This is a genomic window from Sorangium sp. So ce836, from assembly GCF_028553905.1.
Lineage (GTDB): Bacteria > Myxococcota_A > Polyangia > Polyangiales > Polyangiaceae > Sorangium > Sorangium cellulosum_D.
Genome location: NZ_CP102233.1, coordinates 3,083,639 through 3,098,763 on the forward strand (window position 1 = coordinate 3,083,639; position 15,125 = coordinate 3,098,763).

At 72.8% G+C, this 15,125-nt stretch carries 10 protein-coding genes; 7 read left to right on the forward strand and 3 right to left on the reverse strand.

What is annotated here, in order from left to right; genetic code table 11:
* The first annotated feature begins 122 nt into the window (after positions 1–122).
* From glnE to NQZ70_RS11225, 4 genes are all read left to right on the forward strand, one after another.
* The gene (gene glnE, locus NQZ70_RS11210) at positions 123–3,332 is read left to right on the forward strand and encodes a bifunctional [glutamate--ammonia ligase]-adenylyl-L-tyrosine phosphorylase/[glutamate--ammonia-ligase] adenylyltransferase (RefSeq protein WP_129574216.1); all 3,210 of its coding nucleotides are present in this window, start codon (positions 123–125) and stop codon (positions 3,330–3,332) included.
* A 56-nt stretch (positions 3,333–3,388) separates the two neighbouring features.
* Complete coding sequence (locus NQZ70_RS11215; RefSeq protein ID WP_129574217.1) at positions 3,389–3,931, forward strand: hypothetical protein; 543 nt, start codon at positions 3,389–3,391, stop codon at positions 3,929–3,931.
* Between the two features lie 401 nt (positions 3,932–4,332).
* Positions 4,333–5,772 carry a carboxypeptidase-like regulatory domain-containing protein gene (locus tag NQZ70_RS11220; RefSeq protein WP_129574218.1) on the forward strand — a complete coding sequence of 480 codons (1,440 nt, stop codon included), beginning with the start codon at positions 4,333–4,335 and terminating at the stop codon, positions 5,770–5,772.
* Positions 5,773–6,499: 727 nt separating this feature from the next.
* Complete coding sequence (locus NQZ70_RS11225; protein ID WP_129574219.1) at positions 6,500–6,715, forward strand: hypothetical protein; 216 nt, start codon at positions 6,500–6,502, stop codon at positions 6,713–6,715.
* A gap of 461 nt (positions 6,716–7,176) precedes the next feature.
* Here NQZ70_RS11225 and NQZ70_RS11230 read toward each other — a convergent pair whose 3' ends face one another.
* From NQZ70_RS11230 to NQZ70_RS11240, 3 genes are all read right to left on the reverse strand, one after another.
* Positions 7,177–7,794, reverse strand: coding sequence for a hypothetical protein (locus NQZ70_RS11230; RefSeq protein ID WP_129574220.1), 618 nt, complete (start codon positions 7,792–7,794; stop codon positions 7,177–7,179).
* A gap of 197 nt (positions 7,795–7,991) precedes the next feature.
* Positions 7,992–9,035: a hypothetical protein gene (locus NQZ70_RS11235; protein WP_165373909.1), complete on the reverse strand. Its 1,044-nt coding sequence runs from the start codon at positions 9,033–9,035 to the stop codon at positions 7,992–7,994.
* A gap of 34 nt (positions 9,036–9,069) precedes the next feature.
* Positions 9,070–10,458, reverse strand: coding sequence for a hypothetical protein (locus tag NQZ70_RS11240; RefSeq protein ID WP_129574221.1), 1,389 nt, complete (start codon positions 10,456–10,458; stop codon positions 9,070–9,072).
* 283 nt (positions 10,459–10,741) lie between these two features.
* Here NQZ70_RS11240 and NQZ70_RS11245 point away from each other — a divergent pair, with 283 nt between their 5' ends.
* The 3 genes from NQZ70_RS11245 to NQZ70_RS11255 are packed head-to-tail and all read left to right on the forward strand — an operon-like array spanning position 10,742 to position 14,622.
* Complete coding sequence (locus tag NQZ70_RS11245) at positions 10,742–11,851, forward strand: DUF444 family protein (protein WP_129574222.1); 1,110 nt, start codon at positions 10,742–10,744, stop codon at positions 11,849–11,851.
* 6 nt (positions 11,852–11,857) lie between these two features.
* On the forward strand, positions 11,858–13,420 hold the full coding sequence (locus tag NQZ70_RS11250) for a SpoVR family protein (RefSeq protein ID WP_129574223.1): 1,563 nt from the start codon (positions 11,858–11,860) through the stop codon (positions 13,418–13,420).
* Complete coding sequence (locus NQZ70_RS11255; RefSeq protein ID WP_129574224.1) at positions 13,417–14,622, forward strand: lipopolysaccharide assembly protein LapB; 1,206 nt, start codon at positions 13,417–13,419, stop codon at positions 14,620–14,622. The genes NQZ70_RS11250 and NQZ70_RS11255 overlap by 4 nt, the downstream gene beginning before the upstream one ends.
* The last annotated feature ends 503 nt before the right edge of the window (positions 14,623–15,125 follow it).

Here is a 15,125-nt window from a genome sequence, read left to right on the forward strand (position 1 = left end):
GCGAGCATAGGATCGGAGGGCGACGTCGCCAAGGCGCGAGGTGACGCCTCCGGGCGATAATCTGGCGGTCGGGCGCTGCGGAACCGGCGTTCGCGACCCCAGGGTCTTGCTAGCCTCCCGCCATGCAACAGGTCTCGAGGCTCCTGGAGATCGCGAACGCGATCGACGAGCAACGCGTGAAGGACCGCGCGGCGTGGCTGTCGCCCCGCCTGCCGCCGGGGACGATGGCCTTCGCCATCGCGGCGCTCCTCACGGCCGCCTACCCCGCGATCGGCGCGACCATCGAGGCAAATCCGGACATCGCGGAGCGGCTCGCGGCGGAGGGGCACCAGACGGCCCGCGATCGCGCCACGTACCTGTCGCGGATCCGCGGCCGCGTCGGCGACGTCTCCGACGCCGATCGCGTCCGGCGGGAGCTCCGGCGCGTGGCGCGCGAGGAGCGGATCCGCATCGCGCTGCGCGAGCTGCTCCCGCCGTCGGCGGGGGGCGCGGACATCGACGTCACGGCGCGCGAGCTCACCGCGCTCGCCGAGGCCACGATCGAGGTCGCGCTCGCAGAGGCGGTCTCGGCCGTGACCGCGCGGTTCGGCGAGCCGCGCACGGCGACCGGCGCGCGATCGAAGTTCGTCGTCCTCGGCATGGGGAAGCTCGGCGGCGACGAGCTCAACGCGGGCTCCGACGTGGACCTGATCTACCTCTACGACACCGACGAAGGGCAGGTGGGCCCCTCCGGCGACCGCGCCGTGTCGATCACCCTGCACGACTTCTGGACCCGCGTCGCGCGCCGGCTCACGGCGACGCTCGAGGAGGTCACGGAGGACGGGTTCGTCTGGCGCGTGGATCTCCGGCTCCGCCCCGAGGGGCGGAGCGGCCCGCTCGTCAACTCGCTGGCCGCCGCCGAGCGCTACTACGAGTCGTTCGGCCGGCTCTGGGAGCGCGCCGCCCTGCTCCGCGCCCGCGAGATCGCCGGCGATCTCGACTTCGGCGCCGAGGCGCTCGGCGTGCTCGGCCCGTTCGTGTGGCGGCGCCAGGTCGATCCGCAGCTCGCCGTCGACATGATCGAGCTCGTCGAGCGCGCCCGCGTGGAGCTCTCGCACGACGCGTCGCGCGACCTGAAGCTCGGCCCCGGCGGGATCCGCGAGGCGGAGTTCTTCGTGCAAGCCCTGCAGCTCATCTGGGGAGGGCGCGAGCCGCGGGCGCGCGCGCAGGGCATGCTCGACGGCCTGCGGCGCCTGCGCGCGCTCGGGTACGTGACCGATCGGGAAGGGCGGGAGCTCGTGGAGGGGTACCTCGCGCTCCGGCGCGCGGAGCACGCCGTCCAGTCCGCGACCGGCGTGCAGACGCACCTGCTCCCCGACAGCGAGGCGGAGATGGAGCGCCTCGCCCGGACGCTGCGCTTCGAGGACGCCGCGGCGTTCCTCGCCGACACCGAGCAGCGCCGGAGCCGGATCAAGGCGCGGCTCCTGTCGCTCCTGCCGAAGGGGAGCACCCGGCCGTCGCGGTGGATCGAGGCGATGGCCGCGCTCGACCGCGGCGATCGCGACGCCTTCGCCGACGCGCTCGCGAAGCACGCCGTGCTCCTCCTCGGCGGCGCCGGGGGAGAGCCGGAGGCCGCCGAAGCCGGCGCCGCCGAGCTCGCCGCGCCGGCCGCCGGCGCGCCCCAGGAGCCGGGCGCGACCGCCTCGCTGACCGCGCGGTTCCGCGACGTCGCCGACGACCTCTTCGAGCTCTCGCGCCAGCCCGATGGCCTGCTCGGCGCGCGCAGCCGCGAGGCGTCGTCGTCGCTCGCGGAGACGCTGCTCGCCGCGGTCGTCGACGCCGCCGATCCGGAGCAGGCCGCGCGCTTCCTCCGGCTGTGCTTCTCCCGCATCCGGCACTCCGCCGTCTACGCGCGCATGCTCGGCGACGATCCGCGCGCGCTCCGCAGGCTGGTCGAGGCGCTCGGGTCGAGCGCGTTCATCGGCGACGCGATGGTCAGGTACCCCGAGCTCGTCGACGTCGTCCTGTTCGCGCGCGGCGCGCCGAGCGCCGGCGTGATCAGGCACACGATCGAGGAGAGCCTCAGCGAGGCCGCGCCGGACGACGATCCGGAGGAGGCGCTCATCGCCGCGCTCCGGCGCGCGAAGGCGCGCGTCACCATCGAGGTCGGCCTCGCCGATCTGAGCGGCGAGGTCGGCACGCGCGAGGCGACGCTCGCGCTCTCGGACCTGGCCGACGCGTCGCTCGAGGCCGCGACGCGCTTCGCGCTGGGGACGCCGCCGGGGGAGCCGGTGCGGGGGCTCGCCGTGATCGCGATGGGCAAGCTCGGCGGGCGCGAGATCGGCTACGGCTCGGATCTCGACGTCTTCTTCCTGTTCGATCCGACGTGCGCGCCGTCCGGCGATCAGGGGCCCGGCTCGGACCCCGGCACCTACTACGCGCGGCGCGCGCGGCAGATCATCCGGCTCATCTCCATGTCGCACGCGGCGGGCCCGGGTTACGAGCTCGACACGCGGCTGCGCCCGTCGGGCAGCCAGGGGCTGCTCGTCACGTCCCTCGACGCGTTCGCGCGCTACCACGGTATCCGCCGCGCGGGCGGGGCGGCCCAGGCGCCAGCGGAGCCGGACTCGTCGCCCGGGGCGCGGCACATGCGCGCGGCGATCTGGGAGCGGCTCGCGCTGATCCGGGCGCGCGCGTCGGCCGGCGATCCGGAGCTCGGGGCGGAGGCGATCGCGATCGCGCACGAGGCCGCGTACCTCCAGGCGGACGACTTCGATCGGATGGCCGAGGAGATCCACCGGCTCCGGCTGCGCATGGAGCGCGAGCTCTCGCACGAGCGCCGCGGCCGCCGCGACTTCAAGCTCGGGCGGGGCGGCCTCGCGGACATCGAGTTCGCGGTGCAGCTCCTGCAGATCCGCCACGGCGCCGATCCGCGCGTCCGGACCTCCGAGACGCTCGCGGCGATCGACGCGCTCACCTCGGCCGGACACCTCTCGGCCGCGCACGCCGAGATCTTCCGGGACGGCCACGCGTTCCTGCGCAAGCTGGAGCAGCGGATCCGCATCGTGCACGCGGACGCCTCGCAGCTGCTCCAGGAGAACGCGCCCGGGGTCCCGCTCCTCGCGCGGCGGACGGGCATCCGGGGCCGCACCGGGGCCGAGGCCGCGAAGGAGCTGCTCGCGCGCTACGGCGCCATCACCGAGCGCGTCCGCCGCGCGTACGAGGCCATCGTCGCGCGCGGCGCGGCGCCCCGCGCGGCGCCCGGCGGCGCGGCGCCCCGCGCGGCGCCCGGCGGCGAGGCGAGCGGCGGCGAGGCGAGCGGCGGCGAGGCGAGCCGCGACGAGGCGCGCTGATGCGCTGACGGTTGCCGTTGACCCTCGACGGGCGCGGTGGAATGCCACGCGGCCCGATGAACACCCAGAGCGACCAGAACGTAGGCGCGGCGGCCGGGCGCCGCATGATCACCCAGGTGTCCTCCCTCGACAGCCTCATCGGCGCGCACCCCGACGCGTTGAGGCAGATCTACCGGGCGGGGAAGCCGGCGGATCCGGCGGAGCTCGGCGACGCGCCGCGAGGACGCCTGCTCACCCTGCAGCCTACGGCCGGCGTTCACCTGGCGGTGCGCCCGCTGATCAGGGCGCTCGCGTCGGACTGGATGCCCTGGAGAGGGACCGAGTTCGATCACGGGGGCAACTCCGGCACGAACCTGGTCCGCGAGAGCAAGGTGTGCCGCTTCAAGGCGCAGCTCGTGCCCTCGGAGCTCGACGGCGAGCCGACGCTCGCGCTGACCTACGGCGAGAAGGCGTTCGGCAACCCCTGGCCCGTGAGCGCGCTCAAGGACGAGCTGCGGACCCCGTCGCCCGGGCTAGCGATCGGGCCGGTGCTGCTGAAGTGGCACGAGCGGTGGCGCGTCGTGCTCTGGTTCGGGCTGACGCGGGTCGAGCCGCGGTAACCGGCGCTCCGGTCGCTCGGACCGGGCCGCCCGCGCGCGGCCTCTGCGCGGCGGCGTCGCCAGCGGCGCGGTCGCGCGCAGCCGCTTTGGCGGCGCGCTCCATCCCAATGACCCACGCGTCGATTTTCTGTGGCATCGGGTCGCCCACCATGTCGCAGGCGCGGAGATCCGCTGTTCGATCTGTCCCACGCCGCGATGTGCGCGTCCTGCGCGGAGTCGGTAGTTCGGGGTATCAGGGCTTACCTTAATCTACTATCGCTTCATTCCTGCTCTTCGCCGGACATACTTCCCGATTTCTACGCTCTGGCCTACGATAGAGACTGGGCGGCAGCAGGGTACCTTTGCTCGCACCGCCCGGGAGGCTCTAAATGTTGACTTGGTCGGGCAAGGCGGGAGTCTTGATGGCTGCGATCGCTGTGGCGCCGGGCGTCGTCGCCGGCTGCTCCTGCGGCGATACGGGAGGCACGGCGCCCCCGGCGTCCGGCGGCGCGGGGCCTGGCGGCGCGGGCGGGGACGGCGGTGGGATCGGCACCGGCTTCGGCGGCTTCCCGGCGAATGTCGGCGGGGGCGGCCTGGGACTGGGAGGAAACGGCGCGTGCGAGGGCCTCGAGTGCCAGCAGGTCCAGTGCGAGAACGGGGCGAAGACCACGGTGAGCGGCACCGTCTACGACCCTTCGGGCAAACTGCCCCTCTATAACGTGATTGTCTACGTTCCCAATGAGCCGCTCGATCCCCTCACCGACGGCGCGACCTGCGATCAATGCAGCGCGACGCTCTCGGGCTCGCCCATCGTGACGGCGCTGACCGATACGAAAGGGAGCTTCGTCCTGGAGGACGTGCCGGTCGGCGAGGACATCCCGCTCGTCGTCCAGGTGGGCAAGTGGCGGCGCGAGATCACGCTCCCGGCGGTCGAGAAATGCAAGGACACCGCGACGGAGGCGGGGACCATCCGGCTGCCGCGCAACAAGGCGGAGGGGCACATCCCCAAGATCGCCCTCACGACGGGCGGCGCCGATCCGCTTGAGTGCCTGTTGCACAAGCTCGGGATCGACGAGAGCGAGTTCACGCCGGAGACCGGGACGGGGCGGGTCCACCTGTTCGCCGGCCGCGGCGACGCGGGGCACCCCGTGACGACGCGGTTTGCGGACAGCCTCAATCAAGGCGTGGAGTTCACGTCGGCCACGAGCCTCTGGGGGACCGTCGACACCCTGCGCCAGTACGACATGGTGATCCTCGCCTGCGAGGGCGATCCATACGCCGCGGACAAGCCGGAGACGGCGCGCCAGGCCTTGTTCGATTACACCTCGCTCGGCGGGCGCGTGTTCGCCTCCCACTGGCACAACTACTGGCTGAAGCGGGGGCCGGCGCCGTTCCCGGACACGGCGGTCTGGGACAACTTCAACGAGGACCCGGTGAGCCCCCTCACGGCGCTCGTGGACACCGCGCTTCCGAAGGGGCAAGCCCTGGCGGACTGGCTCGTCAATGTCGGGGCCTCGACCGTGCACGGCGAGATCGTGATCAACGGGGCGCAGCACACGGTGAACGGCGTGGCCGAGGGCATCTCGACCCGGTGGATCTATTACAACGAGCCCGAGCCGGCAGGGGTCCAGTACTTCACGTTCAACACGCCCATCGGTGTCGACGAAGACCAACAGTGCGGACGCCTGGTGTTCACAGACATCCATGTCTCCGCGGGGGACCTCACGGGCCCGCCCTTCCCGGAGGGGTGTTCCACGGACGAGCTGACCCCGCAGGAGAAGGCGCTGCTCTTCATGCTGTTCGACCTGTCGTCCTGCATCGTGCCCGACGACGAGGAGCCGCAGGTCCCCATCCCCCAGTGACGCGCTCCGGTCGACCCCGCCCGCACGCTCTCATCCGCGGCGCGGCCCCGGAGCCCTCTGCCGGGGCCGAGCGTCGGACATCGGCGTTCTCCTGACGAGCGTCGTATCCCGCCCGAGCTGTCCGCAAACGGTGCTCGGCGGCGCGCGGGGATCGGTCGCCCCCCGCGCGCTGCCGCGCGCCCGGCCGAGCGTCGCCGAGGTCCTCGGGGCCCGCCGCAGCGCTCCTCCGGAACCTCCTGCTGCGCTCCGCTGCGCCTGACGCGTGACGCCCGCGCGCCTCGTCGCGTCGGTCGTCGCATTGCGCGCGAGCGGCCAGCGGCTCACGCTGCCAGGCACTCCGCCGCTCCGCTCCCCGCGCCGCGCCGCGACACCGATTGAGCAGAGAGAGACGGCAAGGAGAACGACAGCAGAGACAAGAGGCTGTCGCGGTGGGAAGCACCACGCACCTACGGAATGTCATCCATGCATGGTCCGGGGATCCTGCTAGGATGAATCTCGGCCGCAGTGCGGCGCCACATCCCGAGCCTGGGTCGCTGGTTTTCGGCTCGCCCGAAGGAGCATTCCTACGATGGTCCAGCATCGCCCTACGCCAGCGGCTGCAGGTCGGACCATCGAGCGCGGGCCTCGCGAGGGCGGCCGCGCGCCGCGATCGATCGGGCCAGTACACGGCACCGGGCGCACGGACGCGCCTCCGCCGCAGAGCGAGATGGGGGGTATGTGCGGAGCGATGGAGGACGATGAAGTTCAGGTCTGTCCTGCGTCTCTGCCGCCGTCCTCGCGCCGGTACCTCATCGGCCGGCGCGGGGACGCGGGCTGCCCGCTCTGCGCGCGGCGCGCGCGGGGCGAGGCGACCCTTCCGGGCCTCGGCGGGACGTCGTACCACTTCCTGACCGCCACCTGGGTCGTCCTCATGGTCGGCGACCCGGCGTCATCGCAGTCCTGATCGGCTCCGCGGGACGGGGCAGCCCTGCTCGGCCAACCGGGATGGGGCAACCTGGGCGGGCACCCCTGGGCTCACCGCGGGCAGCGCCGCAGAGGATGGAGCGGCCAATGACGCCAAGTGTGCGAAATTATTGATAATTATTGGCATCCTTGGCGCCTTGGCGGTTCCCCGAATACCGCGCTTTCGGTCAGAGTACCGCGCTGCCCGAGAGAGAGCCCTGGGCGGGCATCGCTCGGATGAGCGGCCCTGTGGGGCCTTGGCGGCCCTGTGGGGCTTTGGCGGCCCTGTGGGGCTTTGGCGGCCCTGTGGGGCTTTGGCGGCCCTGTGGGGCTTTGGCGGCCCTGTGGGGTCGACAGTCCTCGGCGAGGGCCGCTGGATGGGCAGCCCCGGGCGGGTATCGCTGTGGATGGGAACAACGCGGGCGGGCGCTCCGCGGCGAGCGGCGCGCCCGACGCCGAGGCTCAGCTGGCCGGCGTCCGCCTTCCGGAGGTCGCGCGCTTCTGGCCGGCCCGCTGCGCGCGCGGCTGCGCCGACCTCGTGCGCCGCGCGCCACCGCGCCCGGCGGACGGCGTCTGCCTCGCCGCGCTGCCACGCTGCGGCGCTGCCCGCTTGGCGCCCGCCGCCTTGCCCGCCGTCTTCCGCCCGCCGGCCGCCGACGGCCCGGCCGCACCCCGGGCGCGCCCCGCCGTACCGCCGGCGGCGGCCCGCTTCCGCGTCGTCGCCGCCTTCTTGGCGGCGGCGCTCCGCGGCCGGCTCGTCTGGCCCGCGGCCGTCTTCCTCGCCGCGCTGCCCGCCCGCTGCTTCGTCCCGGCCTTCGCCCCCGCCGAGGTGCTCCGCGCCGTGCCCGGCCGCGCCGCGGCGCCCGCTCCCGCCTTGCGCGGCCCCTTCCTGGCCTGGGTCGCGCGCCGGGTCGGGCTCGCGGCCTTCCTCGCGCCGCCGGCCGCGGCCCTGGTCCGCCTGCCCGACGCCGTCCGACCGGCCTCGCCCTGGGACGTCGCAGGCGAAGGCTGCTCGCGCTCGCCGCTCCCGACCCGCTTTCTCTGCTTGGACGTATCCTTTGCTGTCTCGCCTCTCGGCATAGAGCCCTCCCCCGAGCTCTCTCGACATGAGCTCGCTCGTGGACTCATGGTGCCACAGCCTTTCCTCTTTCCCGGTCGGAAAGTCGGCGGGGAGGACCGGAATCGAAATCAGGATCTGCTGTAGCTCACCCCGGCGGAAGCGCCTATTGCGCGTCAGGCGCGCGGCAGATCGGCGCCGCAAACCCGCTCGGAAGCGCTCAGAAATCCCAGTCGAAGCCGACGCGGGCGCCGCCCTTAAGGTTCCACTGGGCGGGGCGACGGTGGGTCTCGATCACGTGCTCGACCGCGAGGCCGAGGCCGGCCCAGGGCATGATGCCCCGCATCCGCAGGGAGGAGACGCCGACCAGCGCGCCGGCGCGCAGCCCCGGGCTCACGCGGAGGTCGTCCTGGGTGAAGTACGCGAGCGACGCGAGCTCGCCTTCGTAGTGCCAGGTGCGGGCGCGGTACCGCAGCACCATCGGCAGCGCGGCGACGAAGCTGATGGGGAAGCGGGTCTTCGTCTCCGTCTGCTCGAATTGCGCCGTGCCGCCGAACTCGCCGCCGGCCAGGAACGTCCAGCGCTCGTCGAGCCCGCGGCCGAGCAGCAGCCGCGCCGAGCCGCCGGCGCCGGGGAGGACCCTGCCGCCGGCGCCCTCGAGCACCGCGATGCCGCCCCCCTCCAGGTTGAGCGTGGTCCGGTAAGCGTCGGTCTCGCGCCCCCGGAAGGCCGGCGCGGGGCGGAGCCAGAACGGGCACTCGGCCGGCGCATCGCCGGCGCCGCTCGCGCGGCGCATCGCCTCGGCGAGGAGCGCGCGCACCCGCGTCGCGAACAGGAGATCCGCGACCTCGTCGAGGTCTCCTCCGCGGCGCCGGAACGCCTCCTCGACGGGACCGCCGAGCTCGACGATCCGTCGGTCGAGCGCCGCGAGCGCGGCGGCGCGCGTCTCCGCCGTCGTCGAGCACACGCTCATCAGCGCCGGCGACATGATCTCGTCGATCTCGTACCGGTCGATCGTCCAGCCGAGCGACTGCTGCACCTCGACCATCTTCTCGAGATCGGCGAGCAGGCCGACCACCGCGAGATCGCGCGGCGCGGCCTCGGCGACGGGCGCGACGACGACGGACGTCACGAACGCCGCGGCGACGACGCGCGCCGCGAGCCGCGCGGCGACGACGGACGTCACGAACGCCGCGGCGACGACGCGCGCCGCGAGCCGCGCGGCGACCGCCGTGCCCCACGCCAGCGCGGACACCCTTCCCATCGCGCCCCGCACGATCGCCCCGCGCATCGCCGCGTCAGAAGCAGGTGCCGCCGCCGCAGCTCCTGCCCACGCAGAGCAGCAGCTGGAACGTCTCCGGGCTGTTCATGCACTCGAACCCGCAGACCGCGGGGCCGTTCCCCTCGTCGAGGCAGTCGAAGAAGCACGCCACGTCCTCGGCGCACGCGGCGCTGATGAGGCACTGGTTGAGCTGCGCGCAGCAGCTCCCGGCCACGCAGCCCCCGCACTCGGACCCGTCCGACGGGCAGGCGGGCCCGCCGCAGAGGCCGTTCTGGCAGTTGTCGTTGCAGCACTCGCCCGAGCCCGCGCAGGGCCGGCCGTCGGGCCTGCACTCGGTCACGCACCCGAGGGCCGGATCGCAGGCGCCGCTGCAGCAGCGCTCCGCCGAGCCGCAGCTCGCCCCGTTCGGCAGGCAGCCGACGCAGGCGCCGTCGAAGCAGCTCTCGCTGCAGCACGAGGCGTCGGCCGCGCAGCCGCCGCCCTCCGGCGTGCACGGCGTCCGGCAGACGCCGTCCTCGCAGGCGCCGCTGCAGCACGCCGCGTCGGACGCGCAGCGGCTGCCGTCTTCGGCGCAGTCGCTGCAGGTCAGCCCGCAGAGCCCGGTCACCTCGCCGACGCAGATCTCGTCCCAGCTGGCGTCGCAGCAGAACGAGTCGAACCGGCAGATCTCCGCCGCGCAGCCGCCGCACTCCGCCGCGAGCGGCGCGCCGATCGCGCAGGGCCCGTGCGAGCAGGACGGGCCCCCGCAGATGCCCTCGTCACAGACGCCGGAGCAGCACGCGTCGGCCGAGCCGCACATCTCCCCGTCCGGGCTGCAGCCGCCGCAGACGCCCGCGTTGCAGCGCCCGGAACAGCAGTCCGCGCCCGTGTTGCAGCCGAAGCCGTCGGGCGAACACGCGAGGCCGCAGACGCCGCCGCGGCAGACGCCGCTGCAGCACGCGTCGCCGTCTTCGCAGAGCGCGCCGTTCGGGATGCACGGCGCGCGGCAAGCGCCCTCCTCGCAGCGGAGCGAGCAGCACTGCCCCGCGAAGCTGCACGCGCTCCCGCTCGGGAAGCAGCCCTGCCCGCACGCTCCGCCCGTGCAGACCCCGGTGCAGCACTGCGCCGCGCTCTGGCACGGCGCCCCGTCGACCGAGCAGCCCTCGCCGCAGCGCCCCTCGGCGCACAGCCCGGTGCAGCAGTCGCCCGGGGCGGCGCACGGCGCGCCGTCCTGCGCGCAGCTGCCGCCGCCGCAGATCCCGCGCGCGCACGCGGCGCTGCAGCAGTCCGCCGCGCCCTCGCAGGGGAGCCCGTCCTCCCGGCACACCGGCGCGTCCGGCCGTGCGTCGGGGGCGCCCCCGGCGTCCGCGAGCTCGGGCAGGCCGACGAGCTGCTCGCGGGAGCCGCAGCCGAGGGCCAGCGCCATGAGGACCACCAAGAGAAGGACGGGCGCTCGGGAAAGCACGGCCGCGAGGCTATCACGGGCGCAGTCCACGACGGGCGGGCGTGACGGTGGGGAAAGCGGCGGGGAAGCGTGCGAAGGAGCGGCGACGGAGCGGGGAGGGCGCGGTGGGGGGCCGGAGCGGTGGGGGGCGCGAACGCCGGGGCAGGGAGACGTCGGGGATGGGACGACGACGACGGCGCGGGAGACCTCGGCGGCCCGCCGAACGTTCGGACCCGGGGCCGCTTCCGATGCTACACTCGTCGGCGTGTCGTTGAAGATCGACCAGGATCACGGGCGCTTCCGTCAGATCGTTCGCGGCCGCATCCGCGAGAACCTGCGCAAGTACATCTCGCAGGGCGAGCTCATCGGGCGAAAGGGAAAGGACCTCGTCTCGATTCCCATTCCTCAGATCGACATCCCGCGCTTCCGCTTCGGCGACAAGCAGCGCGGCGGCGTAGGGCAGGGCGACGGCAACCCCGGCGATCCCGTGGGGAGCTCGGACGACAAGCAGCCCGGGCAGGGGCAGGCGGGCAGCGGCGAGGGCGACCACATCCTCGAGGTCGACGTCACGCTCGAGGAGCTCGCCAGCATCCTCGGCGAGGAGCTCGAGCTGCCCGACATCCAGGACAAGGGCAAGAGCAAGATCTCGAACGCCCACGACCGCTACTCGGGCATCCGCCGGGTCGGCCCGGAGTCGCTGCGCCACTTCAAGCGGACGTACCGCGAGGCGCTGAAGCGGATGATCTCGAGCGGGACGTTCCGCCCGACGGCGCCGGTCGTCGTCCCCATCCCGGACGACAAGCGGTACCGGTCGTGGAAGACGATCACCGAGCCCGTCGCGAACGCGGTCATCATCTACATGATGGACGTCTCCGGCTCGATGGGCGACGAGCAGAAGGAGATCGTGCGCATCGAGTCGTTCTGGATCGATGCGTGGCTCACGCGCCAGTACAAGGGCCTGGAGTCGCGCTTCATCATCCACGACGCCATCGCCCGCGAGGTCGACCGGGACACGTTCTTCCACACGCGCGAGTCCGGCGGCACGATGATCTCGAGCGCCTACAAGCTCTGCTCGCAGATCATCGACAACGACTACCCGCCGGACGAGTGGAACATCTATCCGTTCCACTTCTCCGACGGCGACAACTGGTCGATGGACGACACCCTCTCCTGCGTGGACGTGCTCAAGACCCAGATCCTGCCGCGGGTCAACATGTTCGCCTACGGGCAGGTCGAGAGCCCGTACGGCTCGGGCCAGTTCATCAAGGATCTGAAGGAGCACTTCTCGCAGGACGACCGCGTCGTGGTGAGCGAGATCAGGGACAAGGACGCCATCGTGGGCAGCATCAAGGACTTCCTCGGGAAGGGGAAATAGGGCGGCATGAGCAAGTTCGCGCTGAACACCGCGCTCCCCCGGTACCTGCGCACCGAGAAGGAGCGCATCGAGAAGATCGCCAGGGACTACGGGCTCGACTTCTTCCCTGTCGTCTTCGAGATGCTGACGTACGACCAGATGAACGAGATCGCCGCGTACGGCGGCTTCCCGAGCCGCTACCCGCACTGGCGGTTCGGCATGGAGTACGAGCAGCTCTCGAAGAGCTACGAGTACGGCCTCTCGAAGATCTACGAGATGGTCATCAACAACAACCCCTCGTACGCCTACCTGCTCGAGGGCAACTCGCTCACCGACCAGAAGCTCGTGATGGCGCACGTGTTCGGGCACGTCGACTTCTTCAAGAACAACTTCTGCTTCCGGTCCACCGATCTCGACCAGCGCGGCCCGATCCTCGACCCCGTGCGCAGGAGCGAGTCCTACGACCCGGACCGCAAGTGGATCGACAAGATGGCGAACCACGGCGCCCGCGTGTCGCGCCACATCGAGCGTCACGGCATCAACAAGGTCGAGGCGTTCGTCGACCACTGCCTCTCGCTCGAGAACCTCATCGACCCGTGGGCCCCGTTCACCGGCCGCCCGGCGCCCAAGGAGGAAGAGGAGCCCGCGGAGGAGCCGATGGACACGTACAAGCTCCGGGCCAAGGAGTACATGGACTCCTTCATCAACCCGGAGGAGATCCTCGCGGCGCAGAAGAAGAAGCGGCAGGAGCAGAAGAAGCCGGAGCGCAAGGTGCCGGAGCGCCCGGAGCGCGACGTGCTCAAGTTCCTGCTCGACCACGCGCCGCTCGATCGGTGGGAGCGCGACGTGCTCGAGATCATCCGCGAGGAGGCCTACTACTTCGTCCCGCAGCGCCAGACGAAGATCATGAACGAGGGGTGGGCCTCGTACTGGCACTCGAAGATGATGACCGAGAAGGTCCTCGATGCGTCGGAGATCATCGACTACGCCGAGAACAACGCCGGTGTCATGGCGACGGCGCCGGGGCGGTTCAACCCGTACAAGGTCGGCGTGGAGCTCTATCGCTACATCGAGGATCGGTGGAACAAGGGCCGCTTCGGCCGCGAGTGGGAGGAGTGCACCGACCTCGACGCGAAGCGCACCTGGGACATGCGGCTCGGCCTCGGCCGCGAGAAGATCTTCCAGGTGCGCGCACTCTACAACGACGTGACCTTCATCGACGAGTTCCTGACGCCGGAGTTCGTGATCGACCAGAAGATGTACACGTTCGGCTTCTCCGGCCGGAACGACCGGTTCGAGATCGAGAGCCGCGAGTTCAAGGAGGTGAAGGAGAAGCTCCTCTTCCAGCTCACGAACTTCGGCGACCCCTACATCCGCGTCGTCGACGCCAACTATGGCAACCGCGGGGAGCTCCTGCTCGAGCACGTGCACGGCGGCTTCGACCTGCGCGCCGACTACGCGCGCGAGACGCTCGTGGCGCTCGTCCGCTGCTGGAAGCGGCCGGTCGGCGTGGCGACGAAGATGGATAACAAGCCTGTGCTGCTCCGGTATGACGGCAAGGAGCACGCGATGACCCCGTACAAGCTGTGAGCTCCTGCGGATCGATCCGCAGGCTCGCGGTCCTCGTCGCGCTCGCCGGCTGCGCGGGCGCGCCGGCGCAGCCGGCGGACGCGCCCGCGCGATCGGCCCCGCGAGCCCCGCCGGCGCCCGCCGCGCCTACCGCGGCGAGCGGGGCGGCGCCGAGCGGGGCGGCCGCGGGCGCGGCGGCGCCTCAGGCGACCGGCTCGGGCGTCCCGCTCGACGCGCCGTCCACCAGCGAGGACGCGCCGGCGAGCCCTCCTCCGCGCGTCGCGCGCGGCACCGGCACGCCGGCGGACAGGAAGCTCGAGGAGGGCGACGCCGCCTACGCGAGCGGCGATTTCGCCGCTGCCGAGAGGGCCTATCGCGCGGCCGCGCTGCTCGACAGGAGAGACCCCGCGGCGATCGTGGGGACGCAGCGCGCGGCGATCGCCAGGGCGGGCGTGTCCTCCGATTACAACGGGGCGCCGGGCGACAAGACGCTCCTCGCCGCGATTCCCGAGCTCAAGCGCGCGGTGAAGCTCGATCCGGAGCACGCGCCGGCGCACCTCGAGCTCGGCCGCGCCCTCCTCGTCCTCGGCCGCGCCGACGCGGCGCTCGGCGAGCTCGCGCGGGCCGCGGAGCTCGCCCCGAGCGACGCCGAGGCCCGCTCCGCGCTCGGCGTCGCTCACCTCGCGCTCGGCCACCTGCAGGACGCCGTCCGCGAGCTCACGCGATCCGCCGAGCTCGCCCCCGGCGACGCCGAGCGGCAGGCGAACCTCGGGACGGCGCTGCTCGCGGCGGGGAAGACGGCCGACGCGATCCGCGCTTACGAGCGCGCCGCGAGGCTCTCGCCGGCCGACGCGCGGCTGCAAAACGATCTCGGGACGGCGCTGCTCGCCGCGAACGATCCGGCGCGCGCCGTGCCGTACCTCGAGGCGGCGGTGGCCCGCGACCCGGCGCGCGCCACGTACCGATCCAACCTCGGGTATGCGTACCACCTCCGCGGCGACCTGCCCAAGGCGACCGCGCTCTACCGCGAGGCGCTGCGGCTCGACGACAAGCTCGGCAGCGCGTGGATCAACCTGGGCAACGCGCTCGCGCAGTCGGGCCAGCTGAAGGAGGCGCGCGCGGCGTACGAGAAGGCGCGCGCGGTGGACCCCGCCGATCCGCGGGTGAAGGCCGTGATGGACGAGCTCGACGCGATCGAGCGGCGCGGCGCCGCGCCGCGGTGACAGCCGCGGATCCGCGCTGCCGCCGGGGCGCATGTCAAGCGCAATCGTCGCGCGGCGCGGCGCTCCGCCCGACCGCAACCTCCAGCGCTCGGCGCCGCGGGCGGAGAGAGCGAGTTGGCGGGCCAAGCGAGCTCACGGGACGCGCGGGCCCGCGGCCGCGCGCGCTCGCGGGCGCCGGGCCCGGGGCGCGCGCCCGACGCGTACGTCGCTGTGAAATCACTCGCCGGAGAGGGCCACTCGCCCCCGCGCTCCGCGCCGGCCTGCACTGGGTAGGTCGCCCCACCGAGCTCCGCACACTTCCGTAGCGACTCGCGACCACACGCCATGAGTGATCTCGGCAGTGGCGGGGATGGCATGAAAGTGTTGACAGGACCGACGCGCTTTCGATTACCTCCATTGACGGTGTTCTCGAAGGCTTCGACGGTCGCAGGCGCCGCCTGCCAGGGTCCGTGGACGACGCGCGGCGCAGCGAATTCTCCGTCGTCGCTGCACGGCGCGCGCGC

Excerpts from the sequence above, each read along its gene's own strand:
- NQZ70_RS11250 (WP_129574223.1), top strand. The coding sequence starts at position 11,858 with ATGAGCAAGTTCGCGCTGAACACCGCGCTCCCCCGGTACCTGCGCACC.
- NQZ70_RS11220 (WP_129574218.1), top strand. The coding sequence starts at position 4,333 with ATGGCTGCGATCGCTGTGGCGCCGGGCGTCGTCGCCGGCTGCTCCTGC.
- NQZ70_RS11230 (WP_129574220.1), bottom strand. The coding sequence starts at position 7,794 with ATGCCGAGAGGCGAGACAGCAAAGGATACGTCCAAGCAGAGAAAGCGG.
- glnE (WP_129574216.1), top strand. The coding sequence starts at position 123 with ATGCAACAGGTCTCGAGGCTCCTGGAGATCGCGAACGCGATCGACGAG.
- NQZ70_RS11225 (WP_129574219.1), top strand. The coding sequence starts at position 6,500 with ATGGAGGACGATGAAGTTCAGGTCTGTCCTGCGTCTCTGCCGCCGTCC.
- NQZ70_RS11235 (WP_165373909.1), bottom strand. The coding sequence starts at position 9,035 with ATGGGAAGGGTGTCCGCGCTGGCGTGGGGCACGGCGGTCGCCGCGCGG.
- NQZ70_RS11240 (WP_129574221.1), bottom strand. The coding sequence starts at position 10,458 with ATGGCGCTGGCCCTCGGCTGCGGCTCCCGCGAGCAGCTCGTCGGCCTG.
- NQZ70_RS11215 (WP_129574217.1), top strand. The coding sequence starts at position 3,389 with ATGAACACCCAGAGCGACCAGAACGTAGGCGCGGCGGCCGGGCGCCGC.